Source organism: Bradyrhizobium sp. HKCCYLS2038 (genome assembly GCF_051167655.1).
Taxonomy (GTDB): Bacteria; Pseudomonadota; Alphaproteobacteria; order Rhizobiales; family Xanthobacteraceae; genus Bradyrhizobium.
Window position 1 is genome coordinate 36309 of record NZ_JBNPTM010000013.1, and the last position, 17898, is coordinate 54206.

Genomic DNA, 17898 nt, shown 5'->3' on the forward strand with positions numbered 1-17898 from the left:
TCGGTGCGAGCCGTTTAGGCTCGATCGGGCGGGCCTTGGAAGCTGCCGCGTGCCGGTGGCCGCGGGCGCAACCGGCTGAGTCGCCCGACGGCCAGCTACGGCGGCTGTGCGTCGCCGGGATGTTCAATTCTGCGATGCGCTCAGTTGCGACGGCGAGCCGACGCTGTGTCCCGCCGCTGACGGCGCTTCTGCAGGGGCGGTGATGGCGTCGCCGGCCGGTCCGGCGACGTCGCCGCATGCTTCGACGCCCGCGCCCGCACCAGCTCGGCGAACAGCACCGCCGATCGCGGTTCAAGCTGGTTGCGCCGGACCAGGGTGATCTCCGCCTTCGGCGCGTGGGTGAGGGGACGATAGACCACGCCATCGGTCGACACCTGCGCCATGGAGCTGGGCACGATCGACACACCGATGCCGGTCGCCACCAGATTGACCACCGATGTGAGCTGCGGCGCCACCTGAAGGATCTTCGGAGAGAAGCCCGCGGCCTGGCACGCCGACACGATGCTGTCGAACAGTGCGCGGCCATTCGGGCGCGGGTAGAGGATGAAGGCATCGTCCGCCAGTGAGTTCAGCGCCACCGATTTGCGGCCGGCCTGCCGACGACCGCTCGGCATGGCGACCACCAGCGGTTCGGACACCGCGCGCTGCGACAGCAGATGATCGACTTCGCCGGGGGCAGGGCGAAGAAACGCCACGTCGAGCCGGCCGGTGGCGAAGCGCTCGAGCAGGAAGCTGGTGGCCTCCTCGATCAGCTCGACCTCGACGTCCGGATAGGTGGTGCGGAAATCGCGGATCGCCCCGGTCACGAACGGATTGAACGAGGCCGAGGCGGTGAAGCCGATCCGGAGCAGCCCGAGCTCGCCGCGGCCGGCGCGGCGCGCCTTCTGCACCGCGGCCTCGGCTTCCGCCAGCACGGTGCGCGCGCTCGCGATCAGCACGCGCCCGGCCTCCGTCAGCGTGACGCCGCGCAGGCCGCGCTGGAACAGCGCAAAGCCGATCTCCTGCTCGACGGCCTTGATCTGCCGGCTCAGCGCCGGCTGCGCAATCCGCAGCCGCGCCGCCGCGCGCGTGAAGCTTGCCTCCTCGGCAACGGCGACACAGTAGCGAAACAGGCGCAGCTCCATGGGGGGTCTCCTATCTACTCGTCAGTCGTGCCGCGAGGTCAGGACTTCGCGGGCGACACAAGGCCTCTCCACACGTCGTCCCGGCGAACGCCGGGACCCATACCGCGTGATCTAACTTTGGGGCACGCGGGGAGAGATCGAGCGTCACAACAAAGCCCTGTGGTTATGGGTCCCGGCGTTCGCCGGGACGACAGCGGAGATTGACGCGCGAGTCGGGCCGTCATCGTCGGGACTGCTGCTTGCATCGCTACCGCCCCATACCTCCAGGGTATGAACAGGCTACCAATTATATATTGGACGGCAAGAGCGGATCGGGGGCAGGGTCTGCGCCACAAACAACCTGTCCGGGAGGAGACGGACCAAGCCGCACAAAGCGGGGGGGCCGGGCTATGTCGCATCGCGTTGCGGCATGGCCTTCCCGCGCGCGGTGCCGCTCGCCGTCTCCCCGTTGCGGTGGTCGTGCCATGAAGCCCCTGAAAGACATTCTCGTCGTCGCCTTCGAGCAGGCGGTTGCCGCGCCGTATTGCACCTCGCGTCTCGCAGATGCCGGCGCGCGGGTGATCAAGATCGAGCGCGCCGAGGGCGACTTCGCACGCGGCTACGATGCCTCGGTCGGCGGGCTGTCGAGCTACTTCGTCTGGCTCAACCGCGGCAAGCAGAGCCTGGTCGCCGACATCAAGAACCCCGACGACGCCGCGCTGCTGCACCGGATCATCGCGCGCGCCGACGTGGTCGTGCAGAACCTCGCGCCTGGTGCTGCCGCGCGCGCCGGCTTCGGCTCGGCGGCGCTGCGCGAGAGGCATCCGCGCCTGATCACCGTCGACATCTCCGGCTACGGCGCCGGCAATGCCTATACCGACATGAAGGCCTATGACCTCTTGGTGCAGGCCGAGAGCGGCCTGGCCGGCCTCGCGGGTGCCGACGCTCGAGCTCGACTCCGGCATTCCGCTGACCGAGAGCCTGCTCATCGTCACCTGGCTGGAGCGCAAGGTGCCACAGCCATCGCTGCTCGACGGCGATCTCGACCGCATCATCTCGCGTGCCGGCGCCGCGATGGGGGTGATCGACGCGATGGTCCACATCATGATCGGCGTGCTGCAGATGGACCCGAACAGGGGTGAGACACATCCACTTCCCGCGGCTGGGGTTCGAAGTGGTGGCAGCTTAGTGGGAGTGTGAGTCGAGACGTAGCGACTCGGGCGGTGCACCTCGCCCCGCCTGAAGCAGAGCGATCGCATACTAAGGATATCACCGAGGCTACCAACACTTCCGTCAATTAGTTACGCCGTCATGCCCGGGCTTGTCCCGGGCATCCACGTCGTTCCCAGGATGCCGATCGACGTGGATGGCCGGGACAGGCCCGGCCATGACGATGGGGCGAGAGGCGAACACAAGCCTCTCCTGTCGCAGCAGCAAATGCCACATCAAAACCAACGAAGATCAAGGGAGAACCACAATGTCCGAGACCAACAAGCAGATCTGCCGGGACTACTTCAAGGCCTTCCTCGCGCGCGATGCGGCGTGGATGGAGAAGCATGTCGCCAAGACGTTCGTGCGCCACGATCCCGGACTGGATTTCGAGGTGCGCGGCCCTGATGGCGTGCTGCAGCTGCATGACGCGCTGATGCCGGCGTTTCCCGACATGAAGCTCGATCTCCTGGATCTCGTCGCCGAGGAGGACAAGGTGCTGGTGCGGCTGGTGATCCACGCCACGCATACCGGTCCGTTCGGACCGATGGCGCCGACCGGCAAGCCGATCCGCGTCGCCGTGCTCGATCTGTTCAAGATCCAGGACGGCGTGCTGGTCGAGCACTGGGCGCAGCTCGACAATCTCGGCATGCTGAAGCAGCTCGGCGCGCTCGCCGCGTAGTTGCAGGCCTGACGCTACTGGCGGCTCGCCGTCAGTTGCTGCCGGTAGCGTTCGGCGTCCCAGTTGAGCAGCATCTGCTCGTGCTGGGACGACAGATAGGTGATGTCAGCCGACAGCGGCAGCCGGCTGGTCACCAGCGCGAGACAGCTCAGCATCGCCTCCGCGCCGGGTGTCGCATCGTTGCGGATGATGGCGCCGAGACCGGGCGCGAGGGCTGCGACCGGGGCGGGCAGGCCGCTCGCCTCTGCCCGCGCCAGCATGGTGGCGAGAGCCTCGCTGCCCTCGACCGTCGGCAGGCCCGGTCCGAGAAACACGACATGGTCCGGATACAGCGAGCCGCCGGTGGCAACCGCGCGACTGAACGGATCTGTCGCAAGGCCGTGACAGCTGGCATCATGCGGCAGCCGATAATCGGTGCCGGCGCAGAGCCGCCGCAATGCGGTCTCGTCGCCGGCCGGCGTCGCGCGCACGGGCAATGCGAGCCTCGTCTCGACGTCGTGGACCAGCGCCTCGGCCGCCTCGCTGCTGTCGGCGCCGACGACCAGGCCGTGATTGCCGAGGATCAGAACATCGACGTGTTCGCGCGCGACGATCGCACTCACGGCGCGTGCCAGCGGCAGCCCCGGGTGAACGTAGTCGACATAGCGCCATGAGAGGCCAGCGAGCCGTGCGGCAAATTCGTCGCGCGCGTCGCGGCGCGCCGCCCAGACGATGGTGTTGACGGCGTGGACGTGCAGCACGATCCGGTGCGGCAGCAGCGCGTGCAGCGAGGTTTCGATCGAGGCGCGCAACGGGCCGGGCGCGGCCAGCGGAATGCGCTCGTCATCGCGGGCCAGCGCCTCGCGGGCCGCGGGCAGCAGCACCGGAACGAAGATGTCCTTGTCGTCCGCATCGGACAGCCAGGTGCCAGATGCCTTGACCCAGAGCACGTCGTCGTCCTTGAGCGAGGAGTTGCCGCCGGCGCCCTGCACCAGCAGCATGTTGCGGCCGACACGCGCCGACATCGCGCGCAACGCATGCAGCTCTCCGGGCTCGCGCATCTCTCGTCTCCTCGTCACCAGCCGAGCTGCGGCATCGTCCAGGTCGGCATGCGGTTGGCCGAGCCCGCGAGCTTGCGCGTCGCAGCGGCCAGATCGGGTGCGCCGGTGAGCGTCGTGCGATGGACGCCATCGGCGAGCAGCAAGCTCTGCAATCCCATCGCGCGGGCGCCGGCGACGTCGTGGTCGAGCGAGTCGCCGATCATCAGCACGCGATGCGGATCGACACCGCCGAGCTGCTCCAGCGCCGCTGCGAAGATCGGCTGATACGGCTTGCCGACGAACGACACCGGGCCGCCGAGCCATTCATAGGCACGGGCGAGGGTGCCCGGCGCGGGCACGAGGCCGGTCGCGCCGAACATCATCAGGTCGGGATTGGCGCAGATCATCGGCACACGGCGCGCCGCCGCCTGCCTGAACCGCTCGCGCCAGAGGTCGGGCTCGGCGAGATCGTCGTCGAGGCCGCCGAGCAGGATGAAATCGGCGTCGCGCGTGTCCGTCACGAGGGCGAGGTCGAGCCCTTCGACCAGCGAGCCGTCGTTGCCGCGCGTGATCAGGAAACAGGCGTTGCCGCAATCGGTGAACGGCGCGCGGGTGCGGTCGCGCAGGCCCGTCCAGGTCACTTCGCCTGACGTAAGGATGCCGTCATAGGTCGAGCGCGGCAGGCCGAGCCGGGCGAGCCGCTCGGCATTGGCGCTCGCGCGCTTGCCGGAGTTCGACAGCACGACGATGTGCTTGCCGGCCTTGCGCAGCTTGAGCACGCAATCATGGGCGGCCGGGAACACCGCGCGGCCATCGTGCAGCGTGCCCCATTGGTCGAGCAGCACGTGATCGAACCGGTCGGCGATCGCGGACAGGCCGCTGATCTCGCAGGCCGCGGCGGTCATCGTGGCGGCCCCTGCAAGGCCAGCAGCGCCGTGCCGTAGCTCGCCTCGGTCTGCGCGGCGACGCTCACGGGGACGCCGATGATGCGTTCGCGGATCGCAGTCCATCGATCGTTCCTGGCGCCGCCGCCGATGCTGATCACGCGCCGCAGCGCCGGCGCGCCGAGCGCCTGCAGACGTTGATAGGCGAGCGCCTCGACGCCGGCGATGCCTTCGAGCAGCGCCTGGAAGAAGCGGTGGTCCTCGGCCGGCCGCGGCGTGATGCGAGGCGCCAGCGCGGGATCGGCGATCGGGAAGCGCTCGCCTGGTTTCGGCAGCGGATAGTAGTCGAGCCCGGTCGGATCGTCGGGGCGCAGCTGCGGCGTCATCAGGTCCATGTCGTCGGCGGAGAAATGCGCGAGCAGCGCCGCGCCGCCGGAATTCGAGGCGCCGCCGGCGAGCCATTTGTCGCCGAGCCGGTGCGAGTAGACGCCCTGAGCGGCGGCGAAGATCGGCTGGGTCGCGACCAGCTTCACCACCAGCGTGGTGCCGAGCGACGTCACCGCATCGCCCGGCGCGTCGGCGCCGGTGGCGATGAAGGCTGCGACGCCGTCGGTGGTGCCGGCCACGATGCACGCCGATGCGGAAATGCCGAGCGCACGCGCGATCGAGGGATGAATGTCGGAAAACGGCGTGCCGGGAACCAGGATCTCCGGCAGCACGGCGCTGTTCACGTCGAGCTGATCGAGCCAGCGCGGCCATTCGCGCCGGATCGGATCGTAGCCGAGCTTGAGCGCGTTGTTCTCGTCGCTGATGCCATGGCGACCGGCGAGCCGTCCGGCGATCCAGTCGGCCTGATGCACGGCATGGCGCGCGCCGCCGGTTGCGGCGAGCAGGTGCAGCAGCTTGGCAAGCGCGCTGCTGGCGCCATGTGCGCCGCTCTCGGCCGGCGCGATGGCGGCGATGCGCCGGGCCTCATCGGCCGCGCGCGCGTCGTTGTACATCAGCCCGCGCGAGCGGGGCCGTCCGTCCGCATCGATCAGCAGCAGCGTGCCGGAGGTGCCGTCGACCGCGATGCGCGCCACGGTTTGCAGATCGACGCTTCTGCCGAGCCGGTCGATCGCCGCGACCGTCGCCTGCCACCACAGTTCCGGATCCTGCTCGATTGCCGCGCCATCCTGGTGCGGCGACGCGAGTGGAACCGCGGCTGCGCCCTGGATCGCGCCGCTGTGATCGACGGCGCAGGCGCGCACGCCGCTGGTGCCCACGTCGATGCCGACAAACAACTCCGCCATGCGACCTCACTCGTTGTCCGCTCGCGAGCATGACCCGGCTCGTTCAATCCGTCACGCCTGATGCGCTGCAGCACGTTTTCGGGATTGACGGCCGGATCGGCGTCTGCAATTTTTTGCAAGGTGTGAAGAATTTTGCAAGCAGGCAATCGCGCGTGACGACAGCTTCCGACAGGGCGCCCATGGTGGACGGCGAGGCCTCGCTGGCGACGCGCGCGGCGTGGCTGTATTTCGCGGCCGGGCTGACGCAGTCGGAAGTGGCCGACCGCCTCAACATCCAGAGCACCAAGGCGCATCGCCTGATCGCCCGCGCCAGCCGCGAGGGCATGATCCGCGTCTTCGTGGAGGGCCCCGTCGCCGAATGCGTCGCGCTGGAGAATGCGCTGGCTGATCGCTACGGCCTCGATTTCTGCCGCGTCGCGCCGGATCTCGGCGAGGGCGACCTGCCGCTGAAGGCCTTGGCGCTGGAGGGCGCGAGCTTCCTGCGCCAGGTGCTGGAGCGCGGCGACGACAAGATCATCGGCGTCGGCCACGGCCGCACGCTCGCCGCGGTCGTCGCGCAACTGCCGCAGACGCCGGCGCGCGACGTGCAGTTCGTGTCGCTGCTCGGCGGCCTGACGCGGAAGTTCGCCGCCAATCCGTTCGACGTCATCCATCGTCTCGCCGAGCGCACCGGTGCCGAGGCGTATCTGTTGCCCGTTCCCGTGTTCGCCAATTCCGTCGCCGACCGCCGCGTGCTGATGCAGCAGTTCGGCATCGCGGACGTGTTCGCGCTGGCGCAGCAGGCCTCGCTGCTGTTCGTCGGTATCGGCCAGATCCACGCCGACGGATTCCTGGTGTCGAGCGGCATGATCAAGCCCGACGAGGTCGTCGAGCTGAAGCGCGCCGGCGCCTGCGCCGACCTGCTCGGGCATTTCTTCAATGCCCAGGGCGAACTGCTCGATCTCGATCTCTCCGCGCGCGCCACCTCGATGGCTGCGAGCGATTTGAAAAAACACCGCATCGTCGCCATCGGCGGCGGCGGGGCGAAGATCACGGCCCTGCGCGCGGTGCTGCGCAGCGGCTTCCTGAACGGTCTCATCATCGATGAAGCGACCGCTCAGGCACTTTCTACCGACAAGCCGGAGACAACATCCGGTCAATCCAAAAACAAAAGTCGGAAGGGCAGGTAACGCGCTCAAGTCTCTACAAAAACAAAGGGAGGGTTGAAATGCACGATCGTGAGAAGAATCTGTTTGCGTCCTATGCCGGCAAGCGCATCAGCCGGCGTGATCTGCTCGACGGCGCCGCCAAGCTCGGCATCGCCGGCGTCGCCGCCAATGCCGCCTTCGCGTCCGCGATGTCGAACGCCATGGCCGCCGATTTCAACTGGAAGGCCCAGAGCGGCAAGACCGTCAAGCTGCTCCTGAACAAGCATCCTTACGTCGACGCGATGATCGGCGACATCGAGGCGTTCAAGAGCCTGACCGGCATGAACGTCACCTACGACATCTTCCCCGAGGACGTCTATTTCGACAAGGTGACGGCGGCTCTGTCGTCCAAGTCAGATCAGTACGACGCCTTCATGACCGGCGCCTACATGACCTGGACCTACGGCCCGGCCGGCTGGATCGAGGACCTCAACACCTACATCAAGGATCCCGGCAAGACCAATCCGGCCTTCGCCTGGGACGACGTGCTGCCGGGCTTGCGCTCCTCGACCGCCTGGGATGGCGTCGCCGGCTCCGAGCTCGGCTCCGGCAAGGCCAAGCAGTGGTGCATTCCGTGGGGCTACGAGCTCAACAACATCACCTATAACCGCAACATCTTCAGCAAGGTCGGCGTCAAGCCGCCCACCAACCTCGACGAGATGCTGGAGGTCGCGGCCAAGATCACCAAGGACGCCGGCGGCCCCTATGGCGTCGGCGTGCGCGGCTCGCGCTCCTGGGCGACCATCCATCCCGGCTTCCTCTCGGCCTATTCGAACTTCGGCCAGAAGGACTTCGTGATGGAGGGCGGCAAGCTCAAGGCCGCGATGAACACCAAGGCCTCGAAGGACTTCCACGAGAAGTGGGTCAAGATGATCCAGGGCTCGGGTCCGAAGAACTGGTCGACTTACACCTGGTACCAGGTCGGCACCGATCTCGGCGCCGGCGCCTCCGGCATGATCTTCGACGCCGACATTCTCGGCTACTTCATGAACGGCGGCGAGAACAAGGAGCGCGGCAATCTCGGCTACGCCCCGTTCGCGGCCAATCCGGCCGCCAAGGCGCCGACGCCGAACGTCTGGATCTGGTCGCTGGCGATGTCGAGCTTCTCCAAGCAGAAGGACGCGGCATGGCTGTTCATGCAATGGGCGGCTTCGGTCGAGCACGATTTGTTCGGCGCCCGCAAGATGGACTTCGTCAATCCGGTCCGCACCTCGGTGTGGAAGGACAGCGAATTCCGCGACCGTATCGCAAAATCCTATCCGGGATATCTCGAGCAGCATGACCTCTCGGCGCCCGGTGCCAAGATCTACTTCACCGCGCAGCCGCTGTTCTTCGATCTCACCACCGAGTGGGCGGCGTCGCTGCAGAAGATGGTGGCCAAGGAGATCAGCGTCGATGAGGGCCTCGACAAGCTTGCCGAGAGCATCAACCGTCAGCTGAAGCAGGCCGGCCTCGGCTGAGCCCGCATCTTCCATGACCACCTGTCGGTCCGGACGCTCCCCACAAGCGTCCGGACCGGCGCCATCCCGCGTCGATGCGATCACGCCTGTCATGAGCATGGCCCAACTTGTCGAGACCGAGGCGGCACCGCGCCGCACGAAACGCTGGCGCGGGCGGCTGCTGCCGTATCTGCTGAGCCTGCCGGCGCTACTGGTCTGCATCGCCATCCTGGTGCCGTTCGTGACGGCGGCGATCTATTCGCTGCAGCGCTACCGGCTCAACCTGCCGTATCTGCGCGGCTTCATCGGCGTCGATAACTACATCGATTTCCTGTCCGATCCCGCGTTCTGGAATACGCTCAAGATTTCGCTGGTCTACACCGCGGTGACCGTCATCGCCGAGCTGCTGTTCGGCCTCGGCATCGCACTGCTGCTGCGCCGGCCGACGCGCTTCCACAACGCCGTCTCGATCATGCTGCTGCTGCCGCTGATGACCGCGCCGGCGATCGCCGCCTTGATGTGGAAGCTGATGACCAATCCGAGCTTCGGCATCCTGTCCTATCTGGTCGGCTTGTTCGGCGTGCATGATTTCAAATGGGCCTCCGATCCATCGACCGCGCTGTTCACCGTCGTCCTGGTCGACGTCTGGGTCTACACGCCCTTCATCATGATCCTCCTGTTGGCAGGCCTGCGCTCGCTGCCGCGGCAGCCGTTCGAGGCGGCGGCGCTCGACGGCGTGCCGGCGAGCTTCGTGTTCTTCCGCATCACCTTGCCGATGCTCGCGCCATACATCATCACCGCGTCGTTGTTCCGGCTGCTCGACTCCATCCAGCAGTTCGACATCGTCTATGCGATGACGCAAGGCGGGCCTGGCGACCGGCTGATGGTGTTCCAGGTCCAGGCCTATCTGGAGTTCTTCCAGTACACCAATGTCGGACGCTCGGCGGCACTGCTGATGATCCTGTGGCTGATCACCAACATCCTGTCGAACATCTTTATCAAGAACTGGCTGCGGCTGCGCGCACGCGCCCACGGTCACGCCTGAGGAGCGAGGTCATGGATCACTCCAGTCTCGCCGGACGCATCTTCCGCGGCATCGCGCTGTCGCTGGTACTCGTGTTCTTCATGTTCCCGATCGTCTGGATCCTCTTGATGTCGTTCCAGACCAACGAGCAGATCCTGCGCATTCCGCCGCGCCTCCTGTTCGAACCGACGCTGGCGAATTACGAGGCGCTGATCTCGGGGCAGCTCAAGACCGCTGCCGGCAATCTGCAGCTCACCTTCATGCGCAACCTCATGAACAGCTTCGTGCTGTCGAGCGCCTCGGTGATCCTGGCGCTGCTGCTCGGCGTTCCCGCGGCCTATGCGTTCGCGCGCTTCAAGTTCCGCCTCGGCGAGACCATCGCCTTCACGCTGCTGTCGTTCCGCTTTGCGCCGCCGCTGCTGGTGCTGCTGCCGCTGTCGCTCTACTATCAGCAGCTCGGCCTCAACGACACCTATTTCGGCATCGTCTGGGTCTACCAGCTGATCGCGCTGCCGCTGATCCTGTGGATCGTGCGCGGCTATTTCGAGGACATCAGCCCCGACATCGAGCATGCCTACCGGCTGGCGGGGCACTCCTGGCGTGAGGCGTTCACGCGCATCGCCGTTCCGCTGGCGGGGCCGGGCATCGCCGCGGCGGGGCTGTTGTCCTTCATCTTCTGCTGGAACAATTTCGTCTTCGCGCTGATTCTGGCGTCCGCCGACAAGCAGCCGGTCACGGTCGGCGCGCTGGCCTTCGTGACTGCCTCGGGCATCCAATACGGGCAGATCGCGGCCGCGATCGTGCTGTCGGTGACACCGACCCTGCTGCTCGCGCTGTATGCGCAGCGCTATCTGGTCGAAGGCCTGTCTCTTGGTGCGGTCAAGGGTTGAGGACACATGGCGCGTCTCGAGCTGAAATCCGTCGACAAGAGCTTTGGCGCCGTCAGCTGCGCCAAGGGCGTGTCGCTGACGGTCGAGCCCGGCGAGATCGTCGCCGTGTTCGGTCCGTCCGGCAGCGGCAAGACCGTTCTGCTGCGCATGATCGCCGGCATGTTCGAGCCTGATGCGGGGGACATCCTGGTCGGTGGCCGCTCGATCGTCGATGCGCCGCCCGAGCAGCGCGGCATCGGCATGGCGTTCCAGAACTTTGCGCTGTTCCCGCACATGAGCGCGCGCGACAACATCGCGAGCGGCCTGCGCGCGAGCGGCGCGGCCGACATCGCCACGAAAGTGACGGCGATGAGCCGGCTCTTGAAGATCGAGCACGTGCTCGGTCACCGGCCGCGCGAATTGTCCAATGGCCAGAAGCAGCGGACGGCGCTGGCGCGGGCGCTGATCGGCAATCCCGAGGTGCTGCTGCTCGACGATCCCCTGCGCAACGTCGATGCCAAGCTGCGCTATGAGATGCGGCTGGAACTGCCGAGCCTGTTGCGCCGGAGCTCGGCGGCGGTACTCTATGTGACACAGGACTATCGCGAAGCGATGGCGATTTCCGATCGTATCGCCGTGCTGATCAATGGTCGGCTGGTGCAGGTGGCGCGCCCGGAGGACATCTATGCGCGGCCGGCGTCGGTCGCGGTGGCGCGGCTGTTCGGGGATCCCAGCATCAATCTCTCGGAGGTCGCCCCGGTGGCCGAGCAGGGCCGGCTGATCGCGACCGTGGCCGGGACGCACATTCGGCTCGATGCCGACCAACAAGCCCTCGAGGCACGCCAGCGCTGCTGGCTCGGCGTGCGTCCCGACGATGTCGTCGTGACACGTCAGGGCGGCGAGGGCGCGATTCCGGCGCGCATCGTCGCGATCACGCCGTTGCATGAGCGGGCCGTCGTGCTGCTACGCTTTGCCGACGGCTCCGAATGGCTGGCTGCGCTGGCGCCCGAGGCCTTGGACGCTGGCGCCGACGATGAGGTGTTCGTCCGGTTCGCGCCTGAAACGGCGCTGTTGTTCGATCATGCCACGGGAGACCGCATCGGGCTCTCGCCGCGGCGGCAGGCGGCGTGAGGATCTGACATGGGCATGCTCGAGATCCGCAGCGTCGACAAGATCTACCACACCAGGGGCAAGCCCGATGTCCATGCCGTGCGCGCGCTCGACATGGACATCAGGTCGGGTGAGATCGTCGCGCTGCTCGGCTCGTCCGGCTGCGGCAAGACATCGACACTGCGCATGATCGCCGGGTTCGAGAGCGTGAGCTCCGGATCGATCAAACTGGCGCAACGTCCGATCCACGATCTGCCGCCGGCGAAGCGCAGGGTGGCGATGGCGTTCGAAGGCTACTCGCTGTATCCGCCGCTGACCGTGCGCGAGAACATCGGCTTCGCGCTCAAGGCGCAGCAGCTGTCGCGTGCCGAGATCGCGCAGCGCGTCGACAGCATCGCCCGGCTGGTCGAGATCGAGGACATCCTCGATCAATATCCGCGCGCGCTGTCCGGTGGCCAGCAGCAGCGCGTCTCGCTGGCGCGCGCGCTGGTGCGTGACGCCGACCTCTATCTGCTGGACGAGCCGATGGGGCAGCTGGAGCCGCAGCTGCGCGCGGTGCTGCGCGGCCGCATCAAGGGCCTGCTGGCCGAGCGCGGCATGACCGCGATCTTCGTCACCCATGACCAGACCGAGGCGAGCGCGCTCGCCGATCGCATCGCCGTGATGGAGGATGGCGTCCTGCAGCAGTTCGCAGGCGAACGCGAGCTGAAGAATCGTCCGGCCAATCTGTTTGTCGCAAGCTTCATCGGCGAGCCGCCGATGAACCTGCTCGACGTCGCAGTTGCGCAGGAGGAGGGCGGCTTCCGCCTGTCGGTCGGCTCCGACCTGGCCTTTCAGATTGCCCGGCAGACGCTGGATGTGGACGCACAGCAGGCGCTGGCGCAGCTCGGTCGGATCAAGATCGGCATCCGGCCGCAGCGCGTCGCGATCGGCAGCGGCGAGGCGCGGCTGCGCGTCGTTTCCAACCAATGGCTCGGCGATCAGGCGCATGTCGCTGGCGAATGCGCGGGACACATGCTGGTCGCGGTCAGTCCCAGCAAGGTCGCCGCGCGGCCGGGCGACCTCGTGCCCTGTGCGCTGGAGGCGCGCCACCTCCACATCTTCGGCGCCGACGGCAACTGCATCCGCCATGCGGAGGCGCGTTGAGCATGGGCTCCGCCGCGACCCGCGACGTGATCATCGGCATCGACGCTGGGACGTCGGTGATCAAGGCCGTTGCCTTCGCGCGGGACGGTCGCCAGCTTGGCGACTTCGCCATCCCCAACAGCTACACCACGGCGCCGGGCGGTCGCGTCGAGCAGGACATGGCGAGGACCTGGACCGACACGGTGGCCGCGTTGCGCGGACTCGGCGCCGCGCTGCCGGATCTCGCCCCACGCGTTGCCGCGATCGCCGTGACCGGGCAGGGCGACGGCACCTGGCTGATCGATGCCGAGGGCCATCCGGTTGCGCCCGCTCTGCTGTGGCTCGACTCGCGGGCCGCAGGCCTGGTCGAATCCTTCCGCGCCGGCGAACGCAACGCCGCGCATTATCGGCGCACCGGATCGGGGCTCAATGCCTGCCAGCAGGGGCCACAGCTGGCCTGGCTGCAGGCGCATGATGCCGAAATGCTGGAACGTGCGCGCACCGTGTTCCACTGCAAGGATTGGCTCTATTTCAAGCTGACGGGCGAGCGCGCCACCGATCCATCGGAAGCGACGTTCTCCTGTGGCAATTTCCGCAAACGCTGCTTCGACGCCGAAGCCGCTGATCTGATCGGCATCTCGCAGTCCGCGCGGCTGTTTCCTGATGTCGTCGATGGCGTCGTGACGACGCATCGCATGACGTCCGCGGCAGCGGCGGAGACGGGGCTGCCGGAAGGCGTGCCGGTGTCGCTCGGCTATGTCGACGTCATCTGCAACGCGCTCGGCGGCGGGCTTTATGATCCCGCCCCAGATGTCGGCTGCACCATCATCGGCTCGACCGGCATGCATATGCGGCTGGTGAACGGTGCGGAGGCAGTAAAGTTGAACGCCGAGGCGACCGGCTACACGATGCCGTTCCCGGTGCCGGGTCACTACGCGCAGATGCAGTCGACCATGGCGGCGACGTTGAACATCGACTGGTTGCTCGATGTCGCGCGCGGCATCCTCGCCATGGAAGGCATCGCGCGGTCGCGCAACGACCTGATCCGGCGGCTGGATGAGCGTGTGCTCCAGGCGAAGGCGGGTGAGCTGCTGTATCATCCCTTCATCTCGGATGCGGGCGAACGCGGCCCGTTCGTGTCGCACGAGGCATCTGCGCAATTGATCGGACTGCGCACCCGTCATGGCTATTGGGACCTGATGCGCGCGGTCATGGAGGGTCTGGCCTTCGCCGCGCGCGACTGCTACGCGGCGATGGGGTCGCTGCCGGCAGAGATCCGGCTGACCGGCGGTGCGGCCCGCAGCCGCGCGCTCGGTGCCATTCTCGGTGCCGCGCTCGGCAGCACGATCCGGGTCTGCCGGCGCGAGGAGGCGGGCGCTTCGGGCGCCGCGATGATCGCTGCCGTGGCCACCGGCCTTTACCCGGACATGATGGTTTGCGCGGAGGAGTGGGTGAGACCGTATCTGGATGAGCCGCAAGCGCCCGACGCGGCGCTGACGGAACGCTATGCGCAGCTGTTCCCGGCCTATGTCGACGCGCGGCTGGCGGCGCGTCCGGTGTGGAAGCAGCTTGCGGCGCAGCGCGCGGGAGCCAATCATGTCTAGCTCCATCGCGATCATCGGCGACCGCTTCATGCTGCCCTCGGTATTCGCCGAGCGCATCACCGCGATCTGCGGCGATCGTCTCGAGATCCGCATGCTCGAGCAGCCCTGGCCGGACGAGCCGATGGAGCATGGCTATGCCGGCTCCAAGCTCGACGGTCTGAAGGAGTTCATGGGCGATCCCGATGAGCTCGCCGAATTCATCGGCGAAGCGCCGCTGCTGGTGACCCATCTGGCGCCGATCTCGCGCGCGATGCTGCAGCGGCTTCCAGCCCTGAAATTCATCGCGGTGTCCCGCGGCGGCCCGGTCAATGTCGACATGCAGGCCGCGCGCGACCACGGCGTGCTGGTGGTCAACACGCCCGGACGCAATGCCAGCGCGGTCGCGGAATTCACCATCGGTGCGATGCTCGCCGAAACCCGGCTGATCCGCAGCGGGCACGAGTCGATGCGGAGCGGGGAGTGGCGGGGCGATCTCTACCGCGCCGACCGTACCGGACGCGAGCTCGGCGAGATGACCGTCGGCATCGTCGGCTACGGCGCGATCGGCACCCGCGTCGTCAAGCTGTTGAAGGCGTTCGGCTGCAAGATCCTGGTTACCGATCCCTATGTCCAGCTCAGCGCGCAGGACCGCAACGACGGCGTCGAGCATGTCGCGCTGCCCGAGCTGCTGGCGCGTGCCGATGTCATCAGCCTGCACGCCCGCGTGACGCAGGAGACCACCGGCTTCATCGATCGCGACGCGCTGGCGACAATCAAGCCGGGGGCGATCCTGATCAACACGGCGCGCGGGCCGCTGGTCGACTATGACGCGCTCTACGACACGCTCAGCTCGCAGCGCCTGGCCGGCGCGATGCTGGATACGTTCGCGGTCGAGCCGGTGCCGCCGGACTGGCCGCTGCTGCAGCTTCCCAATGTCACGCTGACGCCGCACATCGCCGGCGCTTCGGTGCGTACCGTCACCTTTGCCGCCGACCAGGCGGCCGAAGAGGTTCGCCGCTATCTCGCCGGCGAGCCGCCGCTCAATCCCTGCTGACGAAAGGTCTTTCGAATGAATCGCGAGGAACGACTGCTGCGCGAGAACATCATCGCAAAATGCCGATGGATGAACGCATCGGGGCTGAACCAGGGGACGTCCGGCAACATCTCCGCCCGCTACAAGGACCGGATGCTGATCACGCCGTCGGCGACGCCCTACGACGCGATGAAGCCGGAGATGATCGCCTCGATGCCGCTCAACGGCGACTACGGCTCCTGGGACGGGCCGCTGAAGCCGTCGACCGAATGGCGCTTTCATCTCGACATCATGCGCGGCCGTCCGGATGTCGGCGGCGTCGTGCACACGCATTCGACCTACGCCACCGTGCTTGCGATCGCCCGCAAGCCGATTCCGGCCTGCCACTACATGATGGCGGCGTTCGGCGGCACCGACATCCGCTGTGCCGGCTATGCGCGGTACGGCACGGCCGAGCTGTCTGAGCTCGCGCTGCAGGCGCTGGAGGGACGCAATGGCTGCCTGCTCGCCAATCACGGCATGATCGCGGTCGGCGCCAATCTCGACAAGGCGATGTGGCTCGCGGTCGAGCTCGAGACCATCGCCAAGCAATATTATCTGTCGCTGGCGCTCGGCCAGCCGCACATCCTGGGCGACGCCGAGATTGCCGAGACGGCGCAGGGATTTTCCACCTACGGACTGCAGGATCCCAAGACAACTACAAAGGCAAAGGCCAAGCCCAAGCCGGCGAAGGCGACAACGAAGGCGCGGGCGGCTGCGGTGCGTCGCAAGCCTGACAAGAAGCGCAGCTCTTCGCGATGAACGCGACGGTCTCACGCAGCGGATCCGATTACGGCTTGTTGGACCTCGCCGTGATCGGCGGCGGCATCAATGGCGCTGGTATCGCCCGTGATGCCGCCGGCCGCGGCCTGAAGGTGCTGCTGTGTGAGAAGGACGATTTCGCGGAAGGCACGTCGTCGCGCTCGGGCAAGCTGATCCATGGCGGCCTGCGCTATCTGGAATATTACGAGTTCCGCCTGGTACGCGAGGCCCTGATCGAGCGCGAGGTGCTGCTGGCCTCGGCGCCGCACATCATCTGGCCGATGCGTTTCGTGCTGCCGCATTCGCCGGAGCAGCGCCCCGCCTGGCTGGTGCGCACCGGATTGTTTCTCTACGACCATCTCGGCGGCCGCAAGCAGCTGCCCGCGAGCCGCAACGTCGACCTCGCGCACGAGCCGGAAGGCGCACCGCTGCGCCCTGAGTTTCAACGCGGCTTCGAGTATTCGGATTGCTGGGTCGATGATGCACGGCTCGTCATCCTCAATCTCGTCGAGGCCGCGCGCAAGGGAGCCGTGATCCTGCCGCGCACCCGGGCGGTGAGCGCCAGGCGCGAGGCCGATTGCTGGCAACTTGAGATGCGGTCGGAAAGCGGCGAGCTGCGCACGGTCCGCGCCAAGGCGCTGGTCAATGCCGCGGGTCCCTGGGTGCAGGACGTGGTGCAGGGGGTCACCGGCCTGAACTCGGCGCACAACGTGCGGCTCGTCAAGGGCAGCCATCTGGTGGTGCCGAAATTCTGGAGTGGATCGCAGGCCTATCTGCTGCAGAACACCGACCGCCGCGTCATCTTCGTCAACCCGTACGAGACGGATCTGGCGCTGATCGGCACCACCGACATCGTGCATGACGGCCGTGCCGAGGATGTTGCGATCGACGATCACGAGACCGACTATCTGCTGGCCGTGCTCGACCGCTACTTCCGTGCCGCGCCCGGCAGAGCGGACATCATCCACGCCTTCTCCGGCGTGCGGCCGCTCTACGACGACAATGCCGACAATCCCTCGGCCGTCACGCGCGACTACGTGTTCGAGGTGCATGGCACGCCCGAGCAGCCGCCGCTGCTGTCGATCTTCGGCGGCAAGATCACGACGTTCCGCAAGCTCGCCGAGCATGCGCTGGAGCGCCTCGGTCCGTGGTTTCCGCAGATGGGGCCGGCCTGGACGGCGGGCGCCTGTCTGCCCGGCGGCGATCTCGGTTCGTCCTTCGATCTGTTCCTCGCCGATCTCACCAACGACTATGCCGGCGTGCCGCGCGAAGCGGTGGCGCATTACGCAAGGCTCTATGGCAGCTGCGCGCGCGATCTGCTCGGGCCGGCGCGGAACGCAGACGATCTCGGCCGTCATTTCGGCGGCACGTTCTATGAGCGCGAGCTGACCTATCTGCGCGAGCGGGAATGGGCGGTCACGGCGGCTGATGTGCTCGACCGCCGAACCAAGCACGGCCTGCATCTGAGCCGTGCCGAACGCGAGGCATTCGAGCTGTATCTTTGAAGACGTGCTATCGGGCCTGATCGAGTTCATCGC

Annotated in this window: 16 protein-coding genes and 1 pseudogene; 13 read left to right on the forward strand and 4 right to left on the reverse strand. The window is 67.1% G+C overall.

Features of this window, described 5'->3' with window-relative positions:
* Positions 1 to 140: 140 nt before the first annotated feature.
* The gene (locus tag ACQR1I_RS33725; protein ID WP_434869811.1) at positions 141 to 1124 is read right to left on the reverse strand and encodes a LysR family transcriptional regulator; all 984 of its coding nucleotides are present in this window, start codon (positions 1122 to 1124) and stop codon (positions 141 to 143) included.
* A gap of 464 nt (positions 1125 to 1588) precedes the next feature.
* On the opposite strand from ACQR1I_RS33725, the pseudogene ACQR1I_RS33730 reads away from it, so the two are divergent.
* From ACQR1I_RS33730 to ACQR1I_RS33740, 3 genes and pseudogenes are all read left to right on the forward strand, one after another.
* Positions 1589 to 2134 (forward strand): annotated as a pseudogene (locus tag ACQR1I_RS33730) (CoA transferase); the annotation flags it as partial.
* Positions 2040 to 2303 (forward strand): hypothetical protein, encoded by a 264-nt coding sequence (locus ACQR1I_RS33735; RefSeq protein ID WP_434869812.1) that lies wholly within the window; start codon positions 2040 to 2042, stop codon positions 2301 to 2303. The pseudogene ACQR1I_RS33730 and the gene ACQR1I_RS33735, both read left to right, overlap by 95 nt.
* 277 nt (positions 2304 to 2580) lie before the next feature.
* Positions 2581 to 2994, forward strand: a complete 414-nt coding sequence (locus ACQR1I_RS33740; RefSeq protein WP_434869813.1) for an ester cyclase — start codon at positions 2581 to 2583, stop codon at positions 2992 to 2994.
* Positions 2995 to 3008: 14 nt separating this feature from the next.
* On the opposite strand, the gene ACQR1I_RS33745 is transcribed toward ACQR1I_RS33740, so the two are convergent.
* The 3 genes from ACQR1I_RS33745 to ACQR1I_RS33755 are packed head-to-tail and all read right to left on the reverse strand — an operon-like array spanning position 3009 to position 6189.
* Complete coding sequence (locus tag ACQR1I_RS33745) at positions 3009 to 4034, reverse strand: class II aldolase/adducin family protein (protein ID WP_434869814.1); 1026 nt, start codon at positions 4032 to 4034, stop codon at positions 3009 to 3011.
* Positions 4035 to 4048: 14 nt separating this feature from the next.
* Entirely contained in the window at positions 4049 to 4918 is an 870-nt protein-coding gene (locus ACQR1I_RS33750) for a TIGR01459 family HAD-type hydrolase (RefSeq protein ID WP_434869815.1), read from the reverse strand.
* Positions 4915 to 6189 carry an FGGY-family carbohydrate kinase gene (locus ACQR1I_RS33755; protein WP_434869816.1) on the reverse strand — a complete coding sequence of 425 codons (1275 nt, stop codon included), beginning with the start codon at positions 6187 to 6189 and terminating at the stop codon, positions 4915 to 4917. Before ACQR1I_RS33755 ends, ACQR1I_RS33750 begins: the two co-directional genes overlap by 4 nt.
* Positions 6190 to 6368: 179 nt before the next feature.
* Between ACQR1I_RS33755 and ACQR1I_RS33760 the strand changes: the two genes are divergently transcribed.
* The 10 genes from ACQR1I_RS33760 (at position 6369) to ACQR1I_RS33805 (ending at position 17865) form a co-directional block, all read left to right on the forward strand.
* Positions 6369 to 7358, forward strand: coding sequence for a sugar-binding transcriptional regulator (locus ACQR1I_RS33760; RefSeq protein WP_434869948.1), 990 nt, complete (start codon positions 6369 to 6371; stop codon positions 7356 to 7358).
* A gap of 38 nt (positions 7359 to 7396) precedes the next feature.
* The gene (locus ACQR1I_RS33765) at positions 7397 to 8836 is read left to right on the forward strand and encodes an extracellular solute-binding protein (protein ID WP_434869817.1); all 1440 of its coding nucleotides are present in this window, start codon (positions 7397 to 7399) and stop codon (positions 8834 to 8836) included.
* Between the two features lie 97 nt (positions 8837 to 8933).
* Positions 8934 to 9860, forward strand: a complete 927-nt coding sequence (locus ACQR1I_RS33770) for a carbohydrate ABC transporter permease (RefSeq protein WP_434869949.1) — start codon at positions 8934 to 8936, stop codon at positions 9858 to 9860.
* An 11-nt stretch (positions 9861 to 9871) separates the two neighbouring features.
* Positions 9872 to 10729: a carbohydrate ABC transporter permease gene (locus ACQR1I_RS33775; protein WP_434869818.1), complete on the forward strand. Its 858-nt coding sequence runs from the start codon at positions 9872 to 9874 to the stop codon at positions 10727 to 10729.
* A gap of 6 nt (positions 10730 to 10735) precedes the next feature.
* Positions 10736 to 11839, forward strand: a complete 1104-nt coding sequence (locus tag ACQR1I_RS33780; protein ID WP_434869819.1) for an ABC transporter ATP-binding protein — start codon at positions 10736 to 10738, stop codon at positions 11837 to 11839.
* A gap of 15 nt (positions 11840 to 11854) precedes the next feature.
* Positions 11855 to 12964: an ABC transporter ATP-binding protein gene (locus tag ACQR1I_RS33785; RefSeq protein ID WP_434869950.1), complete on the forward strand. Its 1110-nt coding sequence runs from the start codon at positions 11855 to 11857 to the stop codon at positions 12962 to 12964.
* Positions 12965 to 12966: 2 nt separating this feature from the next.
* Positions 12967 to 14547, forward strand: a complete 1581-nt coding sequence (locus ACQR1I_RS33790) for an FGGY-family carbohydrate kinase (RefSeq protein WP_434869951.1) — start codon at positions 12967 to 12969, stop codon at positions 14545 to 14547.
* Positions 14540 to 15580 carry a 2-hydroxyacid dehydrogenase gene (locus ACQR1I_RS33795; protein WP_434869820.1) on the forward strand — a complete coding sequence of 347 codons (1041 nt, stop codon included), beginning with the start codon at positions 14540 to 14542 and terminating at the stop codon, positions 15578 to 15580. Before ACQR1I_RS33790 ends, ACQR1I_RS33795 begins: the two co-directional genes overlap by 8 nt.
* A gap of 15 nt (positions 15581 to 15595) precedes the next feature.
* Positions 15596 to 16360 carry a class II aldolase/adducin family protein gene (locus tag ACQR1I_RS33800; protein ID WP_434869821.1) on the forward strand — a complete coding sequence of 255 codons (765 nt, stop codon included), beginning with the start codon at positions 15596 to 15598 and terminating at the stop codon, positions 16358 to 16360.
* Positions 16357 to 17865: a glycerol-3-phosphate dehydrogenase gene (locus ACQR1I_RS33805; protein ID WP_434869822.1), complete on the forward strand. Its 1509-nt coding sequence runs from the start codon at positions 16357 to 16359 to the stop codon at positions 17863 to 17865. Before ACQR1I_RS33800 ends, ACQR1I_RS33805 begins: the two co-directional genes overlap by 4 nt.
* Positions 17866 to 17898 lie beyond the last annotated feature (33 nt).

What these genes read in the sequence shown, in the direction of transcription:
- ACQR1I_RS33760 (WP_434869948.1), top strand. Translation starts at nt 6,369, where the DNA reads ATGGTGGACGGCGAGGCCTCGCTGGCGACGCGCGCGGCGTGGCTGTAT.
- ACQR1I_RS33790 (WP_434869951.1), top strand. Translation starts at nt 12,967, where the DNA reads ATGGGCTCCGCCGCGACCCGCGACGTGATCATCGGCATCGACGCTGGG.
- ACQR1I_RS33750 (WP_434869815.1), bottom strand. Translation starts at nt 4,918, where the DNA reads ATGACCGCCGCGGCCTGCGAGATCAGCGGCCTGTCCGCGATCGCCGAC.
- ACQR1I_RS33740 (WP_434869813.1), top strand. Translation starts at nt 2,581, where the DNA reads ATGTCCGAGACCAACAAGCAGATCTGCCGGGACTACTTCAAGGCCTTC.
- ACQR1I_RS33745 (WP_434869814.1), bottom strand. Translation starts at nt 4,034, where the DNA reads ATGCGCGAGCCCGGAGAGCTGCATGCGTTGCGCGCGATGTCGGCGCGT.
- ACQR1I_RS33765 (WP_434869817.1), top strand. Translation starts at nt 7,397, where the DNA reads ATGCACGATCGTGAGAAGAATCTGTTTGCGTCCTATGCCGGCAAGCGC.
- ACQR1I_RS33780 (WP_434869819.1), top strand. Translation starts at nt 10,736, where the DNA reads ATGGCGCGTCTCGAGCTGAAATCCGTCGACAAGAGCTTTGGCGCCGTC.
- ACQR1I_RS33795 (WP_434869820.1), top strand. Translation starts at nt 14,540, where the DNA reads ATGTCTAGCTCCATCGCGATCATCGGCGACCGCTTCATGCTGCCCTCG.
- ACQR1I_RS33725 (WP_434869811.1), bottom strand. Translation starts at nt 1,124, where the DNA reads ATGGAGCTGCGCCTGTTTCGCTACTGTGTCGCCGTTGCCGAGGAGGCA.
- ACQR1I_RS33755 (WP_434869816.1), bottom strand. Translation starts at nt 6,189, where the DNA reads ATGGCGGAGTTGTTTGTCGGCATCGACGTGGGCACCAGCGGCGTGCGC.
- ACQR1I_RS33775 (WP_434869818.1), top strand. Translation starts at nt 9,872, where the DNA reads ATGGATCACTCCAGTCTCGCCGGACGCATCTTCCGCGGCATCGCGCTG.
- ACQR1I_RS33800 (WP_434869821.1), top strand. Translation starts at nt 15,596, where the DNA reads ATGAATCGCGAGGAACGACTGCTGCGCGAGAACATCATCGCAAAATGC.
- ACQR1I_RS33770 (WP_434869949.1), top strand. Translation starts at nt 8,934, where the DNA reads ATGGCCCAACTTGTCGAGACCGAGGCGGCACCGCGCCGCACGAAACGC.
- ACQR1I_RS33805 (WP_434869822.1), top strand. Translation starts at nt 16,357, where the DNA reads ATGAACGCGACGGTCTCACGCAGCGGATCCGATTACGGCTTGTTGGAC.
- ACQR1I_RS33785 (WP_434869950.1), top strand. Translation starts at nt 11,855, where the DNA reads ATGCTCGAGATCCGCAGCGTCGACAAGATCTACCACACCAGGGGCAAG.